The sequence below is a fragment of the Kitasatospora sp. NPDC059327 genome (genome assembly GCF_042752535.1).
Lineage (GTDB): Bacteria > Actinomycetota > Actinomycetes > Streptomycetales > Streptomycetaceae > Kitasatospora.
On sequence record NZ_JBHYYB010000005.1, the window covers coordinates 197,318 to 219,349 of the forward strand.

Genomic DNA, 22,032 nt, shown 5'->3' on the forward strand with positions numbered 1-22,032 from the left:
GTGCTCCTCCGGTCGGCGCGGCAGTCGTTCCCGGTCCTCCTGGACCGTCCTCCTGAGGGGAGACACTCGTGCGCAGTCGTGTCGGAGCCGGGTTGCTGGCGCTGCTGTGGGGGTCCGCCGCCGTCGCGGGCTGTTCGTCGGCCCCGGCGCCCGCGGCCGCGTCCGCCGCCCCCACGTCGGCCGCGTCGGCGTCCGCCCCGGTGTCGGGCGGCGCGTCGGCCACGGCCGCCGGGCCGTCCTCGCCGGCTGCCGCGCCGTCGGTGGCCGTCCGGGCGACGGTCACCGAGAAGCTGGCGGCGCCCTGGGGGCTGGTGGTGCTGCCCGACGGCGACCTGCTGGTGTCCGAGCGGGACGACGGCCGGATCCTGCGGGTCGCGGTGAAGGACGGTGCCCGTACCGTGGCCGGCGCCGTCCCCGGGGTGGTCTCCGGAGGTGAGGGCGGGCTGTTGGGCCTCGCGCTGTCACCCGGCTACGCCTCCGACCACCTGGTGTACGCCTACCTGAGCACCGCCGCGGACAACCGCGTCGTCCGCCTGACCTACGACCCGGCGCGGCCCTCGGGTGAGCAACTCGGGGCGCCGGAGGTGCTCCTGGCGGGCATTCCGCACGGCCCCCGGCACAACGGCGGCCGGATCGCCTTCGGTCCGGACGGCCTGCTCTACGTGGGCACCGGGGACAGCAGCGACAAGGCGCTCGCCCAGGACACCGGCTCGCTCGGCGGCAAGATCCTGCGGCTCGCGCCGGACGGCGCCCCCGCGCCCGGCAACCCCTTCCCCGGCTCGCCGGTGTACTCCTACGGTCACCGCAATGTGCAGGGGCTCACCTGGGATCCCCAAGGGCGGCTCTGGGCTTCGGAGTTCGGCCAGGACACCTGGGACGAGCTGAACCTGATCCGTGCGGGCGGAAACTACGGCTGGCCGGTGGTCGAGGGCACCGGCGGCCGCCCGGAGTTCATCGACCCGGTGGTGGAGTGGCACACCTCCGAGGCGTCCCCCAGCGGCATCGCCTACGCCGACGGCGCGGTCTGGATCGCGGCGCTGCGCGGCACCCGGCTCTGGCGCGTCCCGCTCGACGGCGACCGCGCGGCCGCCGCCCCGCAGGCGTTCCTGACCGACGCCTACGGCCGGCTGCGCACCGTCGTCGCCGACCGGGACGGGACGCTGCTGCTGGTCACCAACAACACCGACGGGCGCGGGGACTCCCGCTCCGGCGACGACCGGATCCTTCGCCTCACCCTCTCCTAGGGTTCGGCCGGACGTGGTGGCCCGGGCCGTCCGGCCGTCCGGCGGAATCGTCTCCTCCGTGCGGCAGTTGGCCCGTCGTCGGGTCGCGGGGCGACGACGGGCCCCGCGACGGCCGCGGCGCGGCGTTGCCGGTCGTTCACTCGTTCGATGGGTTTGAAAGGCCCAGCCCGCGGCCGCCGCCCCCCGGCGGACGCGTTGTCAGTGTGTCCCGTTACGTTCCTCCCATCACAGACCACCAGCTGGGAGGAGAGCGGCCGTGACGTGGGTGGAAGCGGGGACGGGCGGCTATCAAGTCGCGCTCGACGCGGAGGGCAGGGTGGTGTGCCGCAACGCGGCCGGCCGCCCCTTGAAGTCCGTCCCGTCGAAGCTGAACGACGACCCGGTGGTCACCGGGCTCAAGCAGCTCACCGAGTGGCTCGCCGCGCACCGGCGGAGCTGCCTGGAGGACGTCGAGCGGTGGATGGTCCGCTCGCTGCCCGTGCCCGCCGCGGTCCTCGTCGCGGTCTGGCCCGACGAGGCCTGGCAGGAGGTCCTGCGGGACGTGGTGGTCACGGGGGTGGACGGCGAGGTGGCCGGCTTCCTGCGCGGCGCCGACGCCGAGCGCGGGCTCGGCCTGGTCGACCTCGACGGGGACACCGTGCGCCTGACCGCCGGGGAGATCCGGATACCCCACCCCGTCCTCCTGGAGGACTTGGACGAGCTGCGCGAGTTCGCCGTCGAGCTCGGGGTCTCCCAGCAGGTGCAGCAGCTGTACCGGGAGGTCTGGCACCGCCCGGCGGCGGTCGCGGCCGGCACCGAGGTCACCGACTACTCCGGCGGCCGGTACAAGGAGCTGCGCGAGCTGCTCGGCCGGTGCGCCCGGCTCGGCTACCGGGTGCGCGGCGGCCACGCCGTGCTGCCGGTCGTCGAGGGCGGCCTGGCCCTGGAGGCCCGCGTCTGGGTCGGGGACTACTACGAGTACGACGCGTGCGAGACGGGCGCGCTCAGCTGGGCGGGCCCGGACGGCAAGGTCCTGCCGCTGGCCCAGGTCGGGCCGGTCGCCTGGTCCGAAGGCATGCGGATGGCCGCCGCGCTGCACGCCGGCCGCACGATCGAAGGGGAGGAAGCCGCATGAGCACCACCGAACTGCACCAGCGCCTGCTGGACGCCGGAGCCGTCCTGCCGGCGGGCACGCTGCCCGGTGCCGGGCAGCCCGACAGCGCCGCGGACGTCCTCACCGCCCGCAGCTACGCCCATCCCGCGCTCGACGGGCGCCGGGTCGTGCGGCTCGTCCCCGGAGCGCTCGGGCCCGCCGAGGACCTGGCGGTCGACTTCCTCGGCCTGAAGCCCGCCGAGGAGCCGGTCGAGGTCGGCCAGGTCCGCCAGGAGGCGCTGGGCTTCCCCGCCTGGGCGCTGGTGCACGACCCGGCGAACGGCCATCACGCCCTCGCCCTGGTCAAGGAGATGGAGCGGCTCGCCCGGCAGGCCAAGTCCAAGCCCGGCCACGCCAAGGACGGCTTCGAGGAGCTCGCCGTGCGCCTCGGCCGCGCCGTGCCGCACTTCCTGCCGACCTACTGCGAGGAGGTCGGCCGGATCTTCGTCGAGCAGGGCAACCAGACCTACGCCGGCACCTTCTTCGGCAAGGCCCGCGAGGCCGAGCGCACCCACAGCCTCGCCGTGGACGAGGAGCGGCTGCGCGCCGTCTTCCTGGAGTTCGCGCTGGCCGGCGCGCTCACCGTCAAGGCGCTGCGCCAGTACGTCAAGGAGCTGAGCGGCCGGCTCGACCCGCTGACCGCCTGGCAGCGCTTCCGCCAGCTGTGCACGGAGCGCTCGGCGGCCGGCATGGCCCCGTACGCCGGGGTCGCCGAGGACGCCCGCGCGCTGATCCGGGCCGCCGGGCTGGACCGTGCCGAGCACGAGCAGGCCCTGCTCGTCGAACTGCTCGCCTCACCCGCCGTCAACCGCGCGCCCGGCGCGTTCTGGAAGTCCTGGCACGGCGCCGTCATCGAGCTCGGCCGGCGCGACGAGACCGTGCGCGCCCGGCTGCTGGAGATCCTGCCCGACCCGGCCGGGGTCTCCGACCAGAGCGCCCAGGACGCCTCCTGGCTCACCGTCCTCGCCGAGAGCGGCGCCGAGCGGCTGCTGACCGGACTGCCCGCCGACGCGGCGGCGCCCGGCGTCGTCGAGCCGGCCGCGGTCTGGCTGCAGCGCTGGGTGAGCCACGTCGGCCGGGGCTGGCGCAACCACGGCCTCGGCGCCGAGACCGTCGCCCTGGCCGCCCGGATGGCCGACCGGCTGCGCGCCGAGGCCGTCCCGGTGGACCTCTTCACCGGCATCCGGCGCAGCCCCACCCAGATCGAGCTGCTGGACCTGCTGCTCACCGAGGGCGTCCCGGTCGCCGACCCGGCCGCCGGCCACGGCTTCGGGCTCGACGACTGGGTCCGGGTGTCCGGCCCCGACGGCCGCACCCTCGCCGCCGTCGCCGCCGACCCGCGGTTCCGCCCCGCGCTGCGCGCGGCCGTCCCCCAGACCTGGACGGCCGCCGAGAAGAAGCGGCCGGCCGCCCTCCCGGTGCTGCGCGAGCTGTTCGTCGAATGGTCCGACGCGCGGGCCGACGACCTGCTCGCCGCCCGCGGCCTGGCGAGCGCCGCCGACCTGCTGGGGCAGCTGCGCTCCAGCCGCACCGCGATCCGCACCGAGAACCCGGCCGCCGCCGAGCGGATCGCCGGCCTCGACGTCACCGGTCTGCTCGCCCGCACCCTGCGCGCCGGCATCCTCGACGAGCTCGGCTGGCCCGCGCTGGAGGAGGCGCTCGCCGCGCTCGGTGTCGAGCCGGGCCCGGCGCCCGGTGGCCCGGCCGGCCGGGAGCTGCCCGAGGGCCTCCTCGTCGAGGACGCCTGGCCGCAGCTGATCCTGGCCCTCGGGAACCAGGCCGTGGTGGTCGGCCCGCAGGGCGTCCTGCTGGAGCACACCCTGCGCATCCCCGACAAGCTGGAGAGCTGGCAGCGGCCCCGGCTGCGCTTCGCCGACGGCGAGCTGCTGGTCGCCTGGTACCGGGACGGCAAGCAGTACGCCTACTGGTCCGGCCGCCCCGCGGAGCCCTTCGAGCTCGGCGGCGAGACGATCGTGCGCTACTACGGCGGCCGGGACGATCCGGAGACGCCGTCCCTCCCGCTGCCCGGCGGCGGCCGGACCACCGGTGAGCGCCCGCTGCACGCCGGGGACACCCGGATGCCCACCGAGCACCGGGTGATCGGGGACGGCACCGGCCACTGGACGGTCCGGTACGGCCAGGCCGGCGCCGCGCTCACCGAGTTGGACCCGACCACCGGCACGCTGGGCCGCACCGCCGAACCGCCCCGGATCGCCGCCACCGCGGCCGCCGGCCGGCTCGACCTCGACCGCACCCGGCTGCTGCCGATGCAGCCCGGCCTGGAGGCCACCCCGCTCGGCACCGACGGCGTCGCGCTCGGCAGCTGGGTCCGGGTCGACGACACGACGGTCACCACCGGTACCGCGGACGGCACCACCCTCGTCCTGACCGGCGGGGTCGGGCAGGTCCAGCGGTTCCCGGTGGGCCGGCTCGGCCTGCCCGGCGACGCCCGCCCGCTGGTCGTCCAGGCGCGCGGCGGCGGCCTCGGTCTGGCCCTGCCCGACGCCACCGGCGCCGGTGGCGACACCACCACCCACCTCAGCACCTGCCGGCCCGGTGGGCTGGCGGCGGCCGGTACCGCGTTCGTCCCGCCGCTCGTCCACTGGCACGCCCTGCGCCCGCGCGACGAGGCCGGCTCCAACACCCTGCGCGGCCTGACCGACCAGCAGGCCGCCCGACTGATCGACGCCGCCTGGCCGGTGGACGTCGAGCCGGTCGCCGAGGCCGAGCAGCGCTGGCTCACCGTCCAGGGGGTGCGTCGGCTGCTCGCGACCGGCAAGGCCGCCCGCCGCACGGTGCGCGTCGAGGAGGTCGGCGCCGTCCTGCCCGGCCTCGGGCACCCGCTGCTGCGGGCCGGCGTCGCCGGGCTCGCCCGGTCCGCCGCCGACCTGCTCGACCGGGCCGCGCGGTTCGTCCCGCAGCCCGAGGCCGAGGCCCGCCCCCAGCCCGGCAGCGGCCGGACGAGCCCCGCCCACCGGCCCCGGTTCGGGCGCGACCAGGACCTCCGCGAGGCGGTGGGCATCCTGCTGCCCGGCCTCGCGGGCTTCGGCCGCTCCTGGGAGCACGACGAGCAGTGGCGGGTGCTGGGCAACCTGCGCACCGTCCTCGCCGTCCTCGCCGACCCGCCGGCGACGCCCGCGGGTACCGCCGGCTGGTCCACCCCCCTCCAGGTCGAACTGGAGGGGGACGACAACCACCACGGCTGGCTGCACGCCCTCGGCCACCTCGGCACCCTCGCCTACGCCGCGGCCGCCCCGCTCACCGGCGCGGCCGAGCGGTCGGCGCTCGCCGTGCTGCTCACCGAGCTGACCCGCGGCCCGCTCGCCGACCGCGGTGCCACCCTGCGCGAGGTCACCCTGACCGAGCCGCTCGCCGACTTCGTCGACGCCGACGGCAGCAACCGCAAGCACCAGCGGCGGGCCGGCCAGGTCCTGCGGCACGGCGACCGCACCGTGGTCCTCCTCGGCTGCCGCCACCACCGTGACGACCGGGTGCACTGGCTCGCCGTCGACCACGACCCGAGCGGCGCCTTCGGGCCGGTCGCCCACTTCGGCACCGCCGAGGAGCGGAACACCGAGGAGAGCCTCACCGCCGAGTGGACGGCCGGGTTCACCGCGCTGCTCGCCCTGCACGGCGGCTTCGCCCGCGAGCCCGAGCAGGCCGTCGCGTTCGGGGGCCGGACCGGCATCGGCGCCACCCGCGCCGCCCTGCTGCTCAGCCCCACGAACACCCTCTTCCAGTGGTACGGCAACGCGCTCCCCGCCGACCGGCTCAAGGAGTTCGGCCTCAAGTCCACCGAGGCCCGGGCCGCCCGCGACTGGCTGCGCGGCCGCGACCGGGCCGGCCTCACCGCCGTCTGGACGGCGCTGCTGCCCGCCGACCCGAAGGCCCTCTGGGTCGAGGGGCCCGACACCGCCGCCGGGGCCGAGCGCTGGACGCAGTGGTTCGGCGAGCTCGTCACCCTGCCCGAGGAGGCCCAGGCCGCCGTCACCGGCGTCGGCATCGAGCACATCGAGGAGGTCCTCAACCCGGCCCGGACGGCCTGGCTCAACCGCACCACCGGCTTCCGGCTGCGCCCCGACGAGGACGGCGGGCCGGCGCGGCTGCGCGCCGACGACCCGGACGCCCTGCCCGGCACCTCCGGCCTGAGCGGAGTGGTCGACGCCCTGCGCTGGCTCGCCTACCACCTGCCCGCCGACAGCCCGCTGCGCCCGCTGCTGCCGCAGGCCGTCACCGCGCTGCGCGCCCGGCTCGCCGACCCGGAGCTGCTGCTGGACTACGACCTCTACCACACCGCCAAGAACGGCGCGTTGGGACCGCTGCTGCGCACCCGGTACGGCCTGCCGGCCGAGGGCGGCGCCGACGCCGACGGCCTGGTCCGCTGCGGCGAGGCCCTCGTGCTCGTTCCCGGCACCGGGGACGGCGAAGGCGAGCATGCCTGGCTGCGCCCGGCCGGGCTCGACGGCGGCGACGACCCGCTGCTGGAGCTGCTGGAGGGGCTCGGCACCGGCTACTGGTTCGGGAGCCAGCGGCACGCGCTGGCCGCGATCCTCGACGGTGTGCTGGAGCGCCTGGTGGCGCTGCCGGAGCTCGGGTCCGACCCGGCGCCGGCCGGTGCCGCCGGTACCCCCGGGGCGGTCCGTTGGGCGCAGAACCCACAGCTCTGCGCCGGCGGGTTGGTCGCCGAGGTGGCCGCGGCCCACGGCCTCGGCGCGGACGCCGCCGCGCTCTACCTCCAACTGCTCGCCCTGCCCGACCCGACCGACCGCAACGTCGCCCGCTGGACGGGCTGGAAGCCCACCCGGCTGAAGCGGGCACGGGCCGAACTCGCCGCCACCGACCTGGTGCTGGAGGCCAAGCGGGCCCGGGCCGGCCGCAGCCTCTTCCTGCCCGGCGGCTGGCAGGAGATCAAGGCCCCCGGCCTGCCGGTGGAGACCTGGAAGGCCGGTCTGTACGAACTGCCCACCCACCGCGCGGTCCTGCCGCGGCTGTCCGTCCCGGAGCTGTTCGTCCGGGCCTGGCAGCGGGTCGGCGAGGGGGACACCCCCGGATACGAAGAGCTCCGCACCAGCAAGCGCAGGAAGGCCCGCCGATGAGCACCGCCGTGAAGGACCAGCCCGCCGACGCCACGGCGCGCCAGATCGTCCCGCCCGAGGAGAAGTACGCCGCCGAACTGGAGTTCCTGGCCGGCCAGGACTCGGGCCCGCGCCCGCCCGGCTGGCGGCTCACCCCGCGTGCCGTGGTCACCTTCGTGATGGGCAGCGGCGGGGAGAAGCTCAAGGCCGGGCGGCGGAGCCTGGTCATCGAGCAGAAGTTCGTCGGCGAGCGGGCCCTGGTCGAGCGCTGCGTCGTCACCCTCGCCGGGGAGCGCGGCCTGCTGCTCGTCGGCGAGCCCGGCACCGCGAAGTCGATGCTCTCCGAGCTGCTCGCCGCCGCCGTCTGCGGCACCAGCGCGCTCACCGTCCAGGGCACCGCCGGCACCACCGAGGACCAGCTCAAGTACGGGTGGAACTACGCCCTGCTGCTGGCCAAGGGCCCCAGCCGGGAGGCCCTGGTGCCGTCGCCGGTGCTCACCGCGATGACCACCGGCGCGGTCGCCCGGGTCGAGGAGGTCACCCGCTGCCTGCCCGAGGTGCAGGACGCGCTGGTCTCGCTGCTCTCCGAACGGCGCATCGCCGTTCCCGAGCTGGCGGGCGGCCCGGACGGCCAGCTGCACGCCGCGGCCGGCTTCACGCTGATCGCCACCGCCAACCTGCGGGACAAGGGCGTCAGCGAGATGTCCGCCGCCCTCAAGCGGCGGTTCAACTTCGAGACCGTCGGCCCGATCGGCAGCCTGGCCGCCGAGGTCGAGCTGGTCCGCCGTCAGTCCACCGCCGCCGTCGCCCGGGCGGGCGCCTCGTACGCGGTGGACGACGCGGTGCTGGAGGCACTCGTCACCGCCTTCCGGGACTTGCGCACCGGCCGCTCCACCGAGGGCTGGGACGTCGAACGCCCGTCCACCGTGATGAGCACCGCCGAGGCTGTCTCGGTGGCCACGGCGCTGGGCGTCTCCGCCGCCTACCTGCCCGACGGCGGTGACCTCCTCGGTCGGCTGCCGGGCCAGCTGATCGGCGTCGTCCGCAAGGACGACCCGGCCGACGCCGCCCGGCTGCTCGGCTACTGGGACGGCCCGGTCCGGCGCCGCGCCGAACAGGGCGCGGCCACCTGGCGGATGCTCTGGGACCTGCGTTCGGCCCTGGAGGCGTGAGGCGATGACGAGGAGCAGCGCGGTGACGCCCGGCGGTGTGACAGCGGGCGGTCCGCCGTCCGACGGGGCGGTGTCCGGTGGGGCGGTGCCCGGCGGTTCGGGGGTCGGTGGGGCGGTGTCCGGCGGTTCGGTGGCCGGTGGCCCCGGTGCCGGGGGAGCGGACCTCGGCGGGCCCGGTACGGCCGCTGACCACGGCGACCCCCGCGGGCTGGTCGAGGCGGAGGCGGCGCGGTTGGCCGCCTCCGGAGCCGGCCGGCCCGGGCCGTACCTGATCGGGGTCCGGCACCATGCGCCGTCGCTCAGCGCGGTGGTGCCCGCGCTGCTCGACGCGGCCCGGCCCGAGGTGGTGCTGGTCGAGCTGCCCACCGAGTTCCAGCCCTGGCTGGGCTGGTTGGCCGACGAAGCCACCCGGGCGCCGGTCGCCCTGGCCGCCGCCCCGGGCACGTCCGGGGACGGCGTGGGCGAGGGGACGGCCGGTCCGGCCTTCTACCCGTTCGCCGACTTCTCCCCGGAGCTGGCCGCGCTGCGCTGGGCCCGTCGCAACGGTGTCCCGGTCCTGGCCTGCGACCTGCCGCTCTCCCGGCGGGCCTCGGCCCGCCGGGAGAGCGGGCGGCCGGCTGCGGGCGGGGGTCCCGGCGTCGCCGACGCGCTGCGCCACCGTCTCACCGGGCGGGACGACGACGATGACCTCTGGGACCGCCTGGTCGAGACGGCCGCCCCCGGCTCCAGCCCGGAGGCCGTCCGCCGCGCCGCGCTGCTGGTCGGCTGGGCGATGCGGCGCGACGCCGCCCAGGGCGACGGCGTCGACCCGTACGACCTGCGGCGCGAGGCCTGGATGCGCGCGCGGATCCAGGCCGCCGCGGGCGGCGGGCGGCGGGTCACCGCCGTGGTCGGAGCCTTCCACGCGCCCGCGCTGCTCGACGGCGCGGGCGACCCCGAGGACGGGGACGCGGACGGGGACGGCGACGCGGGCGCGGCGGCGGACGACGGCCACGTCGTCTCGCTGATCCCCTACACCTACCCCCTGCTGGACGCCCGCTCCGGCTACCCGGCCGGCATCCGCGACCCCGAGTGGCAGCACACCGTGCTCGACGCGGGAGGCGATCCGGACCGGCTCGCCGAGGCGTTGACCGACACCGCGGTGCGCATCTGCCAGGCCCTGCGCCTCCAGGACCACCCCTCGGGCCCGGCCGACGCCCGGGAGATCGTCCGGCTCGCCGGAGACCTCGCACGGCTGCGCGGGCTGGCCGTCCCGGGCCGGGGCGAACTGGTCGAGGCCGTCCAGACCGTGCTCGCCCAGGGGGAGCCGTTCGGCCGGGGCCGGGCCGTCGCCCGCGCGCTGGAGCGCGTCCTGGTCGGCACCCGGACCGGGCGGGCCGCGCCCGGTGCCCCCCGCAGCGGCCTCGCGCCCGCCGTCGAGGCGGCCCTCACCGACCTCGGCCTCCCCGGGCCGGGCGACACCGCCGACGCCGCCCCGCGCGAACTCCGGCTGGACCCGCTGCGCTCACCGCTCGACCGCCGTCGCGACCTGCTCCTGCACCGGCTCACCGTCTGCGGCGTCCCGTACGGCGAACCGGTGGCGGGGGTCGGCGCGGGCGGCACGGAGACGCTCGGCGCCCGCTGGCGGGTGGGGTGGACCCCGGCCGTCGCCGCCATGCTGACGGTCGCCGGCACCCGCGGCGTCACGCCGGCCCAGGCGGCCGAGGGCGCGCTGCGGGAGCGGCTGCGCCGCGAGCAGCAGGCCGACGGCCCGACCGCCCGCGAGGTGCTCCAGGGCCTCGCCGACGCCGCCGCCTGCGGTCTGCCCGTGCTCGCCGACACCCGTCTCGCCCAGCTCACCTCCGTCCTCCCGCAGGGCGGCACGCTCCCCGAACTCCTGGACGCCCTGGCTCTGCTGGACCGCATCGCCGCCGGCCACATCCCCGGCCTCGCTCCCGAGGAGGCCCTGCCGGGTGGCCCGTCCGATCCGGCCGCGCCGTCCGACGGCCGGTCCGACGGCCGGTCCGACAGCCGGTCCGACGGGCGACTGGAAGCGCTCGTGTCGGCGGGCGCGCTGCTGACCGACGCGGCGGTGCGCCAACTGGAGGGGCTGGGCGGGTCGGACGATCCGGCGGACGCCCGGGCCCTGGTGGAGCTGGCCCGCCGGGCCGACCTGTCCGGTGGGGTGCGGCTCGGCCACACACTGGCCGAACTCGCCGACGGCGGGAGTCCGTTGATCCGGGGCGCGGCAGGGGCGGTGCGGGTCCTGCTCGGGCAGGACGGTTCGGCGGTCTTCGGCGGTCGCGCGGCCTCCTGGGTCGACGGGGCCACCGATGCCGGTACCCGGCACGCCCTCGGCCGCTCGCTGGTCGGCCTGCTGACGGCGGCCGAAGGGTTGTTCGCCACCGCGCCCGAGGCGCTCGAACCGGTGCTGGAGCGGGTCACCGCGCTGCCCGACACCGCCTTCCTGGACCGGCTGCCCGCGTTGCGCGGAGGCTTCGACACCCTTGCCCCGGCCGCCCGTGACCGGTTGCTGACCCTGGTCGAGGAGCGGCTCGGCAGCCGGCTGCACGCCCTGTCGGACACCGTCGCGCCCGCGCTGCTCGCCGCCTGGGCCCGCGCCGACCTCGCCGCCCGCGCAGCCCTGGACCGGCGCGGCCTGCTCCCGGCGCCCCTCGCCGGGCCGATGGTCGGGACACCCGCCGGCCCGACGGCCGGACCTGAGCGCGCCGGCCGGCCGGTGCCCGCCACCGGACCGGACCTCGGCTCGGCGTCGCGTGGCTCGGCGTCGGACACCTCGGCGTCGCGTGGCTCCGCGTCGGACACCTCCGCGTCGCGTGGCTCGGCGTCGGACACCTCGGCGTCGCACGCGCTCGCGCCCGCCGAGCGGTGGCGGTTGCTGCTCGGTCGCCCGGGCTCCGGCGGCTTCGGCGGGCGGGCCGCGCGGCTCGCCACCGCGCTCGACGAGTTGTACGGCAACGGGCACGGCGAGGGCTCCGGCCCCGGGCTGGACGGCCGGGGTGGCGCCGGCGGCGACCGGGGCGGCCGCGAGGCGCCGTATCCGGGCGTGCGGGAGTGGTCCGAGGAGCTGACCGCGCTGTTCGGGCCGGGCATTCGCGAGGAGGTGCTCGCCGCCGCCGTGGGGCGGGGCCGGGCCGACGCGCTGGACGCGATCGACCCGGGCGCGGTCCGCCCGTCCGTCGACCTGCTCCGCACCGTGCTGGAGCACGCGGGCGGCCTGCCCGAGGCGCGGATCGCCGGGCTGCGCCCGCTGGTGCGGCGCCTGGTGGACGAACTCACCCGGGAGCTGGCGACCAGACTCCGCCCGGCGCTCACCGGGATCAGGGTGCCGCGGCCGAGCCGGCGGCCCGGTGGTGGGCTCGACCTCGACCGGACCATCCGGGCCAATCTGGCCACCGCCCGCCCGGCCCGGCCGGGGGAGCCGGAGTCCGGCACGGTGATCGTTCCCGACCGTCCGGTCTTCCGGACCAGGGCCCGTCAGGCGGCCGACTGGCGGCTGATCCTGGTGGTGGACGTGTCCGGGTCGATGGAGGCGTCCACGGTCTGGGCCGCGCTGACCGCCTCGATCCTGGCCGGGGTGCCGTCCCTGAGCACCCACTTCGTCGCCTTCTCCACCGAGGTCGTCGATCTGACCGAGCGGGTGGAGGATCCGCTCGGCCTGCTCCTGGAGGTCCGGATCGGCGGCGGCACCCACATCGCCACCGGGCTGAAGTACGCGCGGGAGCTGGTGACGGTGCCCTCCCGGACGCTGGTCGCGGTGATCAGCGACTTCGAGGAGGGCGGCCCGATCGGTGGGCTGCTGGCACAGACCCGCGCCCTGGTCGACTCCGGCTGCCACCTGCTCGGCTGTGCCGCGCTGGACGACACCGGGGTGGCGCGTTACTCGAAGGCGGTCGCGGGCCGACTGGTCGCGGCCGGGATGCCCGTGGCGGCGCTGAGCCCGCTCGAACTGGCCCGCTGGGTGGGGGAGAAGGTCCGATGACAGAGCAGCAGATCGCGCGGCCCGATGCGGCCTGGCCGGCCGTCCGGCCGGAGGTGGTCGCCGAGGTGGTGGCAGGCCTGTCGGCCCGGCTGCAGAAGCGGTTGGACGGAGCGGCCGCCAAGCTGGCGGACCGCCCGGTGCGCCGGTCCGGCGACGAGTGGCGGATCGAGGTGGACGAGGAGACGGCGCTCGTTCTGCACGCGCCGGGCGGAGTGGTCCGTGGCGAGGCCGATGTCCGCTGCGGCTGCCTCCTGGCGCCGGCCTGCGTCCACCGGGCCGCGGCCGTCACGGTCTGCCCGTTGGCCGATGCCGATGCCGACCCCGATGTCGACACCCACCCCGACCCCGACCCCGATCCCGACCCCGATCCGGACCCTGGGCCGCGCCCGGCGGTGGGCGTGGAACGGGCGCCGGATCACGGCGCGCCGCCGACCCCTGCCGACCCGGCCCCCGCCGATGCCGGTTCCGGCGGGCCGCCGACCCCGACCGAGCAGGCGGCGGCCCGCCACCTGCACCGGGCCGCCGCGGCCGTGCTGGCGGCGGGGGTGTCCGGGGCCGGCGCAGTGCTCCAGGCGGAGCTGCTGCGCGCCGCCCACCGGGCCCGGCTCGCCGGGCTCCACCGGCCGGCCGCCGTGGCGGTCGCGGTGGTGACCGGGGTCCGGGCGGCCCGCTCGGGCGAGCCGGACCACCGGCTCGCCGCCCTGGTCGCCGGCCTGCGCGAGCTGCTCGACCTGACCACGGCCCTGACCGCCACCCTGACCGCCGGGCGCGGTGACCGCGCCGCGCTGCGCGGGACCGCTCGGCAGGCGTACCGCGAGGCGGGCGGGCTGCGGCTGTACGGGCTGTTCGCCGAACCGGTGCTGACCGCCACCCATGCCGGTGTCCTCACCTGGGCGGTCGACGCCACCGGCCGGCTGAGCACCGTCGCGGAGGTCATGCCGCACGCCGACCCGACCGCCGCCGCGCCGCAGGCCGTCGGGGCCGGGAACCGGGCGGTCCGGCTGGGTGACGCGTTGCTCAGCCATCGCGAGTTCACCCGGGCGGGGCTGGCCGTGCAGGGCGCCACCCGGTCCGCGACCGGCCGGCTCGGTGCGGGAAGCTCGGTCCGGGCGGTCCGGGCCGCCGGTGCGGCGTGGACGGCGGAGCCGCTCGCCGGGCTCTGGGCGGTGCCGCCGGCCGTCCAGGTGGAACGGGCCCTGGCGGCGGAGGCACTGCCGTTCGATACCCGGCCGGCCGGGAGCGACCTGCTGTTCCTGGACGTCACGCTGCTCGGCGCCGCCCCCTACGGGCCGGGCGGGCCACCTCGGCTGCTCGCCGACTGCGCGGGGCTGGTGGTCGCGCTCCGCGCGGCGCATGACCACCCCGGACTGGCCCACCGGGGCAACCTGGCGCTGCTCGCCACCGCGCCGGGCCTGCGGCTGCGGGTGATCGGCCGCTTGGAGCGCGCCGAGCGGCCTGAGCTGAGGGTGCTCGCGGTGGGTGCGCCACCCACCGGTCCGGAGCCGGGGGAGCCGGCCCTCGCCCTGCCCGCCGACCGGGCGGCGCGGGTCAACCTGGGCCTGGAACGGCTGCAGACCGCCGATCTCACCCTCGTCGAAGGTCCTCCCGCGAGTGCCCCCGCCGGTGCCACCGCGGTGGTCCCCGGCGCCGAGGCACTCCGGGCGGCCCTCGCTGTCCCGGTCGTCCCGGACGGGCCCGCCGCCCCGGTCCACCTGCTGGCCCGCCGGGTCGGGCAGGCGGTGACCGGTGGGCGGCAGGGGCTCGCACTCGGCGCGGGGACGGCGGACACCGGTGGGGCTGAGCTGCGCGCGGCCGGTCTGACCACGGCGGCGGCCCTGCTGGACGCGCTCCGCGCGGCGGCGGCGGACCACCCCCGCGACGTCTTCGGCCGGATCGTGGCGGACGACCACGCCGCCTTCACCACCGCGTGGTTGGCGGCGGCCTGCTACGGCGAGGAGTTGGCCTCGGCGCTCTGCGCGGGGGGCTGGCAACGGCAGGATCAGGTCAAGGCTGGGTCATAAGAAAGTATTTGCACAGGCAGGTAAAACGCGTCGAATGGCATACTGGGGGGACGGGAAAACGTTCGACCTGTCGTACCACCGTCGACCAGGTCGGACGAGCGACCGGTCGGTCGGCCGACCGGCCACGGGGTCCGGTCCGGGACCGGGTCCGAGTCCGCGTACGAGCTCGGGCCGGGATCCGGCCCGGGACAGGGAAGAGGAAGGGCGAGCCATGGGTATCCACGACGATGCCGCCGAGATCCGCGCCTGCGGCTGGCGTACCCTCGCCGCCCTGCACGGCCTCATCGACGCGGCGCTGGAGAAGGCGCTCCAGAGCGAGCACCAGTTGTCGGTGGTCGAGTACACGGTGCTCGACGCACTCTCGCGGCAGGACGGCTGGCACATGCGGATGCAGCAGCTGGCCCGGGCGGCGGCGCTGAGCAGCAGCGCGACCACCCGTCTGGTGACCCGACTGGAGGACCGCGGCCTGCTCAGCCGCTTCCTCTGCGTGGACGACCGGCGCGGCATCTACACCGAGCTGACCCCGCAGGGCCGCCAACTGCTCACCGCCGCCCGACCGGTGCACGACGCGACCCTGGAGGCGACGCTGGCCAAGGCCACCGGGACACCGGAGCTGGCCCCGCTGGTGCGGGCCCTGGAGGAGCTCAAGCTCACTCCGGCCGGCCCGGCCGCCGCCACCGTCCCGGCCGCCGTCTGACCGGGGGCGCACCGCCGTCCCGGCCCCGGCCACCGGCCCCACCGCCCGCCCGGCCCACCGCCGGCGCCGCCCCGGCACCGTCGCGGCGGTTACCGGCTCTCGGCGAGGGCCTCCTGGTGGACCCGGTCGAGCAGGGCGAGCAGCAGCTCCTTGCTGGAGTCCCGCTCGCGGACGTCACAGAGCACGACCGGGACACCGGGATCCAGGTCCAGAGCCAGGCGGACATCCTCGGCGGTGCGGTCGCGCCGCCCGTGGAAGCAGTTGACGCCGACGGCGAACGGGATCCCGCGCTGTTCGAAGAAGTCCACGGCGGCGAAGCCGGCTTCCAGCCGCCGGGTGTCGACCAGCACGATCGCACCGAGTGCGCCCAGCGCCAGGTCGTCCCACATGAACCAGAACCGGAACTGGCCGGGCGTGCCGAAGAGGTAGAGCACGAGGTCCGCCCGGAGGGTGATCCGGCCGAAGTCCAGTGCGACGGTGGTGGCGGATTTCTCCCGGACGCCGTCGAGGCTGTCGACCTCGATGCCGGCCTGGGTCAGGTGCTCCTCCGTCCGCAACGGCGCGATCTCGCTCACCGAGCCGACCATGGTGGTCTTGCCGACGCCGAAGCCACCGGCGACGAGGATCTTGACCGCGCCCGGCACCATGCTCTGGATCGTCAATTCGGTTCTCCTGAAGGGGGACGAGTGGTGTTCCTGGGGTGGGTGGGCCGTCCGGTCAGAGCCGGCGGACGCCCTCGATCACGGCCCGGATCAGCGCGACGTCCGGGGTGTCCGCCGGCCGGACGGGAGCTCTGGTGAGGATCAGCCGGGCGTCGCACAGATCGTCCAGCACCACCTTGACCACGCTCACCGGCAGGTCCAGGCCGGACGCGATCTCGGCCACGGCCAGCGGACGTTCGCGGCACAGCTCGATGATCGCGGCCGCTTCGGGTGACAGCCGGGTGGTGTCCGTGCGCGGATCGGCGGCGACCACCAGGGTGATCAACGTGAAGCCGGTGCGGAGCGGGCCGGTGCGGCCGTTGGTGAGGGCGTAGGGGCGGACCAGAGGGCCGGCGTCCTGGTCGAAGAACCAGATCTCCTCGGCGCCCGCGGTCACGCACCGCCCCCCGGATCGGTGTCGCCGGCCTCGCCGGTCAGCACGGCGACTCCGGCGCCCCGGCCGGCGGTGGCGACGCACAGGAACAGCCGGCCCCTCGCGATCACCGTCTGCCGGACCCGGCCACCGTGGACGCGGTCCCCGGTGCCCCGGGCCAGGCCCGGCAGGCCGGAGGCCGCGGCGGAGAGGTGCTTCCGGTCGGCCCGGTCCGGGCCCCGGGAGAGGCCGACCGACAGGCCGTCCGCGGAGCGGCCGAGGGCATTTCGGGTCTCGGGGACCCGCGCCGGCAGCTGGTCCAGCGGCCGGTTGAGAGCGCGCCCGGCATCGGTGCGCCGCGTCATCACGACTGTTCCTCGGCTGCGGGCGCTGCGGGCGCTGCGGGGGGAGCGGCGCCTGCGGAAGGGGTGGGAGGCGCGGGAGGCGGTTCCGGCGAGGGGCTCGCCGCCCGGGCCGCCCGGCTGCCGCGCTGGACGGCGGCCATGGTGGCCCGGGAGCGCTCCGGCGCGGTGTCGTCGACGGCCGACGGCCCGGTGCCCGCTGCGGGATCGGGCGGCGGCACGGCGGCGGGCGCGTGCGCCTGGCGCAACTGCTCGGCCAGGCCGGCGTTCCGGACCCGCCGGGGGAGGACGGACGGGGTCGGCGGGAGGCCGTCCGGGGCGTGGCCGGACCGGACCTCCGGGACGTCGCCCCGAGCGGGGGGCGCGGGATCGCCCGCCGAGCTCCCGAAGCCGTCGGCGACAGGGCCCCCGACGACGGCGCCTCCGGCGGCCGGGCCCTCGCCGCCCGGGAGGCCGCCGTCCGCGGTCGCGGTCGGGAGTTCGTCGGCCGGGCCGTGGTGGCGCCCCGGCAGCGCGGGCCGGGTCACGACCACCGCGTCGGGCAGCCCGGGGATCGGTGAGCCCGCGGCGGGAGGGGCCGACGGCCCCGGCCCGACCCCGGCCGGTCCGGCGCCCAGCAGCCCGCCGAGGACTTCGGCGAGCGCACCCGACAACGCCTCGCCGGTGCCGCCCCTCCCGCCGGTGCCGCCACTTCCGCCGCTCTCGCCCGCCGTGTCCAGCAGGTCCGTGCCCGGTCCGCCGTCCCGGTCCGGGGCGGCCTCCACCACCGGTGTCCGGGTCACCCGGGCACCGGACGGCAGGCCGCTCACGGACGGGGGCAGCTCCGCCTGTTCCAGCAGCGCCGACGGCACCAGCACCACGGCCCGCGTCCCGCCGTAGGGGGAGGACCGCAGGGTGACCTGGATGTGGTGCCGGGTGGCCAGCCTGGCCACCACGAAGAGACCGAGGCGCAGGTCGTCGCCGAGCGCGGAGACGTCCAGCTCGGGCGGGTCGGCCAGGTAGGCGTTGAGCCGCTCGTACTCCTCCGGGCTCATCCCGAGTCCGCGGTCCTCGACCTCGACGGCCAGCCCCCGTTGAACCTCCTGCGCGGACACCTGCACCTTGGTGTAGGGCGGGGAGAAGGTGGTGCCGTTCTCGATCAGTTCGGCGACCAGATGGATGACGTCGGCGACGGCCTGCCCGCCGAGCGAGACGCGCGGGATGCCCTGGACGACGACCCGGGAGTAGTTCTCCGTCTCCGAGACGGCGCTGCGCAGCACGTTGACCACCGGGACGGCGTTGCGCCAGCGTCGTGCCGGCAGCGCGCCGCCGAGGATGACGAGGTTCTCGGCGTTGCGCCGCATCCGGGTGGCGAGGTGGTCGACGGCGAACAGCTCGCGCAGCAGCTCGGGGTCCTCGTGCTCGCGCTCCAGCGCGTCCAGCATGCTGATCTGACGGTGGAGCAGGATCTGGGTGCGGCGGGCGATGTTGAGGAAGACCTTCTTGGTCCCCTCACGCCCGTGGGCCTGGTGGACGATGGCGGTGAGGGCGGCGGTGCGGACGGCGGCGACGCTCTCGGCGGCCTGCTGGAGTTCGTCGCCGGCGCGCCGGGAGGGGGACCAGGAGGGCGGCGGCGGGACGGCTTCGCCGTTCCGGAGCCGGCTGACCACCTGGGGGATCTCGCGCTGGGCGACGGCGAGGGCGTCGGCCCGCAGGCCGAGGAGCCGGGCGGACACCGCCCTGGCCAGCCGGATCCCGCGGACCAGGCTCCAGAGCAGGAGGACGACGACGGCCGCGCTGACGGCCGACAGGGCGATCCGGTGACCGGCGTCGCGCAGCAGGTAGAGGGCGTACCCCCAGGTGGCGGCGAGGCCGAGACCGGGGACCAGCACGAGAGCGAGGAGAGAGCGGCGCAGCGAGCCGGACCGGCCGGCGCGGTGGCCCGTGCGCGGGGCCGATATGCCTGGCATCTGATTCCTTGGTGCGGGGCCAACGGCGGGTTCGCCCGTGCCCGGTCCAGACCGGGATCCCGGAGCGCCACGGCCGGCGGTGCCCCGGAGGGGGCCGGACAAGGTGACGTGGTGTCACCGTCCGAGCGGTGCAGCACGGCCGCCGACGTCAGGCACGCTATCAGCCCCAGGAGGCCCTCTCGCAATATCAACTGACGATATGTAAGCGGTTGGTGACGCGTTCGCGGGCCGGTGGGGCGGCCGTCGAACGACGCGTTCGGGCAGGTCAGAGCGATGGCCCCGATCGTCGACTGCCTCCCGGGAGCCTGAGGGGAGGTCTCCGGAAAGCCGTCAGGAACAGGTCAAATACGGGAAGTCGGAGGAGGGCCGAAAGCCGGGCGTGGGCCGGTTCCGGGTGTCCGCGGTACTTCCGGGGGGGCGGTTCAGCCCGCCAGTGGCATGTGCAGCAGGGCGGCGCCGGCCGCGCGCGCGGCGTCGGCCTCCAGCCGGGCCTCCCGCTGGGCCAGCTCGGCCCAGGCCCAACTGGTCAGGTCGGAGAGTTCCGCCGACCATTGCTTGCCGTACGTGCCCGAGGCCACCTGGCCGAGCCGCAGCCGCTGGACGTCCGAGGTGCCGGCCGGCGGGTAGATGTGGGTGGCGTCCCGCAGATAGCGCTCGATGTGGAACTCGGCCTGCAGGCCCCGGGCGGCGTGGATCTCCATCGCGTTCCGGGCGGAGTCCAGCGCGAACTCGGTGTTGATCAGCTTGGCGTTCATCAACTCGGGATCGCAGGGCCGGCCGTGGTCCAGCTGGTGCGAGGCGTGGTAGGCGGCGAGCTTGGCGGTCATCAGCCGGGACTGCATCTCACCCAACTTGAGCGCGATGTTGGGAAGTTGCGAGAGTGGCTTGCCGTACAACACCCGCCCTTCGGCGAACCGCACGGTGTCCTCCACGATCGCCGTGTGGATGCCGAGGGCGACGGCGGCCAGGTTCAGCCGGCCGTACAGGGTCGAGGAGGAGTAGGCGACGTCCAGGCCCTGGCCCTCCTCGCCCAGCCGATTGGCGGCGGGAATCCGGCAGTTCTCGAAGACGATCTCGCCGAAGCTGAAGCCGTGCAGGCCGCTCTGCGAGCCGAGGCTGCCGGTGCGAAAGCCCGGGCGGCTGCTCTCGACCAGGAAGGCCGACAGGCCCCGGTTGCCCTCGCCGGTGCGGAGCACCACGCCGTGCACATCGCCGATGTGGGAGTTGCCGACGAACCACTTGCGGCCGTCGAGTACGTACTCGTCGCCCTCGCGCCGCGCGGTGCCGGTCATGCCGAGGACGTGGCCGCCCGAGTCCGGCTCGGTGACGGCGATCGTCGGCAGTACCTCGCCGGAGGCGATCCGGGGCAGCCAGTAACGGCGTTGGGTGTCGGAGCCGAAGTGGATGACCTTGGCGACACCGAGCTGGGAGGCCTGGGTCATCGCGCCCATCGCGCCGCTGACCCGGGCCAGTTCCTCCAGGATGACCGTCTTCGCGAGATGGCCGAGGCCCAGCCCGCCGAAGGCCCGCGGGATGGTGGCCCCGATCCAGCCGCGGTGGGCGATCTCGCGGGAGATTTCGACCTCGACCGTGCGGTCGGCCTCCATTCTGGCCACCTGCGGGCGCACTTCCTTCTCCGCGAACTCACGTACCTCCGCGCGGAGGCTCTCGTGTCGTTCGTCGGTGAAGTAGTCCATCGCCATGCTGGGTCCTCTCGATTTCGGGGTGGTCGTGCCTCCGTCCGTGCAGCCGAACCGCTCCGGCCGCCCAAGGGTGGGGGTGATGAGATGGCGGCCGGTTGCCCCGATGCAGCCGGTGCGCGCGGAAGTGCGAGGCGGGATCCTGACGGAAACCGTCCGTATTTTCGGCAGGGCTCATTGTCGTATGACGATCCTGCCCTCTCCATAGTCGATCTTGGATTGGCGTGAAAGGGATCGCCCGGGAACGGAGGAGGATTGAAAGGCTCCTTCGCGGGGGATTGATCATCCCCCGTTCCGCCACTTCGCCGGACGTTCCGTCAGGTGTCGGTGTGACCGTCCATCAGGCACGAAAGCCGGGTGGGCCGGGAGCGCGGATCGCGACGGAGGTCTGATTACATGTGCGCCATGACTGATGTGATGAGCACTCAAGGCCATCCCCCGGGTGTCGCCGGCGAGTCCGACCGGACCCGCAGGCTGCGCGACCTGGGCCTCAACGAACCCACGGTGGACGAGGCCTTCGACCGCTTCGCCCACCTGGCCGCCAGCCTCACCCGCGCCCCCATCGCCATGGTCAACTTCATCAACGACGAGCGGCAGATGTTCCGGGGGCTCTTCATTCCGCCAAACTCCGCCGACGCCGCGGGCGACACCGGCTGCTCCTGGGCCGACCGGGGGATCGCCTTCGACCTGCCCACCCGGGAGATGCCGCTGAGCCACGGCTTCTGCCCGCACGTGGTCGCCCAGCGCTCCCCGCTGGCGCTCGACGACATCCTCGCCTACCCCCGGTTCGCCGGGAACCCGGTCGTCGACGAGCTGGGGGTGCGCTCCTACCTCGGCGCCCCGCTGGTCGACGACACCAACACGGTCATCGGCACCGTCTGCGTCCTCGACCGCGAGCCCCGCCCGTGGGGCCGCGAGCGGCTGCGCGACATCCAGCACCTCGCCGAGGCGCTGCTCTCCGAGATCCGGCTGCGCGACCACCTGATCGCCCAGCAGCAGGAGATGTTCGCGGCCTTCGACGGATCGCCGTTCCCGATCGTGCTCACCCACGGTCCCGATCAGGAGATCCGGTACGCCAACCCCCGGCACGCCGAGCTCTTCGGCGCGGCGGCGGCCCCCGGCCCGATCGGTCGGGCCTACCCGCAGCTCGCCGCGGCCGGGCTGGAGCAGGCGGTCACCGAGGCCTACCACAGCGGCCGGACCACCGTCCTGAACGACGTCCGTTTCCAGTCCACCCGGCCGGACGCCCAGCGGATCCACCAGATCTTCAGCTTCACCTGCACCCCGCAGCGGACCGCGCGCACCGGCCGGGTCAGCGGTGTCCTCGTCGCCGGGATGGACGTCACCGCGCAGTCCCGCACCGAGGAGGAGCTGGGCACCCTGGCAGCTCTGCTGGTCGACCGGCTCCAGCAGAGCGGTGCCACCACCGGCCGCCACGGACTGGGCGCCGGGCAGGCCGGACTGGTTCTCCCCGGCTGAGCCCCGGGCCCTCCGCATCCCGTCCCCCACTGCCACGAACACGGCCATTGTCACGATCACGCCCCACGAACCACGACCACGACGTCCGACCACGACACTTGAGCACGACCGCTGCCGCGGCTGTCGGCCCGGCCACCGCGGCCGG

The 22,032-nt window shown here is 76.0% G+C and carries 13 protein-coding genes; 8 read left to right on the plus strand and 5 right to left on the minus strand.

Going from position 1 to position 22,032, the window contains the following annotated elements; genetic code table 11:
• The first annotated feature begins 68 nt into the window (after positions 1-68).
• The 7 genes from ACFXHB_RS05545 to ACFXHB_RS05575 all read left to right on the plus strand — a co-directional run bounded on the left by ACFXHB_RS05545 (position 69) and on the right by ACFXHB_RS05575 (position 15,323).
• Complete coding sequence (locus tag ACFXHB_RS05545; protein ID WP_380572342.1) at positions 69-1,244, plus strand: PQQ-dependent sugar dehydrogenase; 1,176 nt, start codon at positions 69-71, stop codon at positions 1,242-1,244.
• A 256-nt stretch (positions 1,245-1,500) separates the two neighbouring features.
• On the plus strand, positions 1,501-2,358 hold the full coding sequence (locus ACFXHB_RS05550; RefSeq protein ID WP_380572343.1) for a DUF4132 domain-containing protein: 858 nt from the start codon (positions 1,501-1,503) through the stop codon (positions 2,356-2,358).
• Positions 2,355-7,472, plus strand: a complete 5,118-nt coding sequence (locus ACFXHB_RS05555; protein WP_380572344.1) for a hypothetical protein — start codon at positions 2,355-2,357, stop codon at positions 7,470-7,472. The genes ACFXHB_RS05550 and ACFXHB_RS05555 overlap by 4 nt, the downstream gene beginning before the upstream one ends.
• Positions 7,469-8,623, plus strand: a complete 1,155-nt coding sequence (locus ACFXHB_RS05560; RefSeq protein WP_380572345.1) for an AAA family ATPase — start codon at positions 7,469-7,471, stop codon at positions 8,621-8,623. The genes ACFXHB_RS05555 and ACFXHB_RS05560 overlap by 4 nt, the downstream gene beginning before the upstream one ends.
• A gap of 4 nt (positions 8,624-8,627) precedes the next feature.
• Positions 8,628-12,605, plus strand: a complete 3,978-nt coding sequence (locus ACFXHB_RS05565; protein WP_380572346.1) for a DUF5682 family protein — start codon at positions 8,628-8,630, stop codon at positions 12,603-12,605.
• Complete coding sequence (locus tag ACFXHB_RS05570) at positions 12,602-14,626, plus strand: hypothetical protein (RefSeq protein WP_380572348.1); 2,025 nt, start codon at positions 12,602-12,604, stop codon at positions 14,624-14,626. Before ACFXHB_RS05565 ends, ACFXHB_RS05570 begins: the two co-directional genes overlap by 4 nt.
• Before the next feature lie 211 nt (positions 14,627-14,837).
• The gene (locus ACFXHB_RS05575) at positions 14,838-15,323 is read left to right on the plus strand and encodes a MarR family winged helix-turn-helix transcriptional regulator (RefSeq protein ID WP_380572350.1); all 486 of its coding nucleotides are present in this window, start codon (positions 14,838-14,840) and stop codon (positions 15,321-15,323) included.
• Between the two features lie 89 nt (positions 15,324-15,412).
• On the opposite strand, the gene ACFXHB_RS05580 is transcribed toward ACFXHB_RS05575, so the two are convergent.
• The 5 genes from ACFXHB_RS05580 to ACFXHB_RS05600 form a co-directional block, all read right to left on the minus strand.
• Positions 15,413-15,970, minus strand: a complete 558-nt coding sequence (locus ACFXHB_RS05580) for an ATP/GTP-binding protein (RefSeq protein WP_380572379.1) — start codon at positions 15,968-15,970, stop codon at positions 15,413-15,415.
• A 70-nt stretch (positions 15,971-16,040) separates the two neighbouring features.
• The gene (locus tag ACFXHB_RS05585; RefSeq protein ID WP_380572352.1) at positions 16,041-16,421 is read right to left on the minus strand and encodes a DUF742 domain-containing protein; all 381 of its coding nucleotides are present in this window, start codon (positions 16,419-16,421) and stop codon (positions 16,041-16,043) included.
• Positions 16,418-16,762 (minus strand): roadblock/LC7 domain-containing protein, encoded by a 345-nt coding sequence (locus ACFXHB_RS05590; protein ID WP_380572353.1) that lies wholly within the window; start codon positions 16,760-16,762, stop codon positions 16,418-16,420. Before ACFXHB_RS05590 ends, ACFXHB_RS05585 begins: the two co-directional genes overlap by 4 nt.
• Complete coding sequence (locus ACFXHB_RS05595) at positions 16,762-18,708, minus strand: sensor histidine kinase (protein ID WP_380572355.1); 1,947 nt, start codon at positions 18,706-18,708, stop codon at positions 16,762-16,764. Before ACFXHB_RS05595 ends, ACFXHB_RS05590 begins: the two co-directional genes overlap by 1 nt.
• A 422-nt stretch (positions 18,709-19,130) precedes the next feature.
• Positions 19,131-20,405, minus strand: coding sequence for an acyl-CoA dehydrogenase family protein (locus ACFXHB_RS05600; protein ID WP_380572380.1), 1,275 nt, complete (start codon positions 20,403-20,405; stop codon positions 19,131-19,133).
• A gap of 408 nt (positions 20,406-20,813) precedes the next feature.
• Here ACFXHB_RS05600 and ACFXHB_RS05605 point away from each other — a divergent pair, with 408 nt between their 5' ends.
• Complete coding sequence (locus ACFXHB_RS05605) at positions 20,814-21,887, plus strand: GAF domain-containing protein (protein ID WP_380572356.1); 1,074 nt, start codon at positions 20,814-20,816, stop codon at positions 21,885-21,887.
• Positions 21,888-22,032: the final 145 nt, after the last annotated feature.

Coding starts and splice junctions, on each gene's coding strand:
- ACFXHB_RS05575 (WP_380572350.1), top strand. CDS start 14,838: ATGGGTATCCACGACGATGCCGCCGAGATCCGCGCCTGCGGCTGGCGT.
- ACFXHB_RS05605 (WP_380572356.1), top strand. CDS start 20,814: ATGACTGATGTGATGAGCACTCAAGGCCATCCCCCGGGTGTCGCCGGC.
- ACFXHB_RS05590 (WP_380572353.1), bottom strand. CDS start 16,762: ATGACGCGGCGCACCGATGCCGGGCGCGCTCTCAACCGGCCGCTGGAC.
- ACFXHB_RS05560 (WP_380572345.1), top strand. CDS start 7,469: ATGAGCACCGCCGTGAAGGACCAGCCCGCCGACGCCACGGCGCGCCAG.
- ACFXHB_RS05570 (WP_380572348.1), top strand. CDS start 12,602: ATGACAGAGCAGCAGATCGCGCGGCCCGATGCGGCCTGGCCGGCCGTC.
- ACFXHB_RS05565 (WP_380572346.1), top strand. CDS start 8,628: ATGACGAGGAGCAGCGCGGTGACGCCCGGCGGTGTGACAGCGGGCGGT.
- ACFXHB_RS05555 (WP_380572344.1), top strand. CDS start 2,355: ATGAGCACCACCGAACTGCACCAGCGCCTGCTGGACGCCGGAGCCGTC.
- ACFXHB_RS05580 (WP_380572379.1), bottom strand. CDS start 15,970: ATGGTGCCGGGCGCGGTCAAGATCCTCGTCGCCGGTGGCTTCGGCGTC.
- ACFXHB_RS05600 (WP_380572380.1), bottom strand. CDS start 20,405: ATGGACTACTTCACCGACGAACGACACGAGAGCCTCCGCGCGGAGGTA.
- ACFXHB_RS05595 (WP_380572355.1), bottom strand. CDS start 18,708: ATGCCAGGCATATCGGCCCCGCGCACGGGCCACCGCGCCGGCCGGTCC.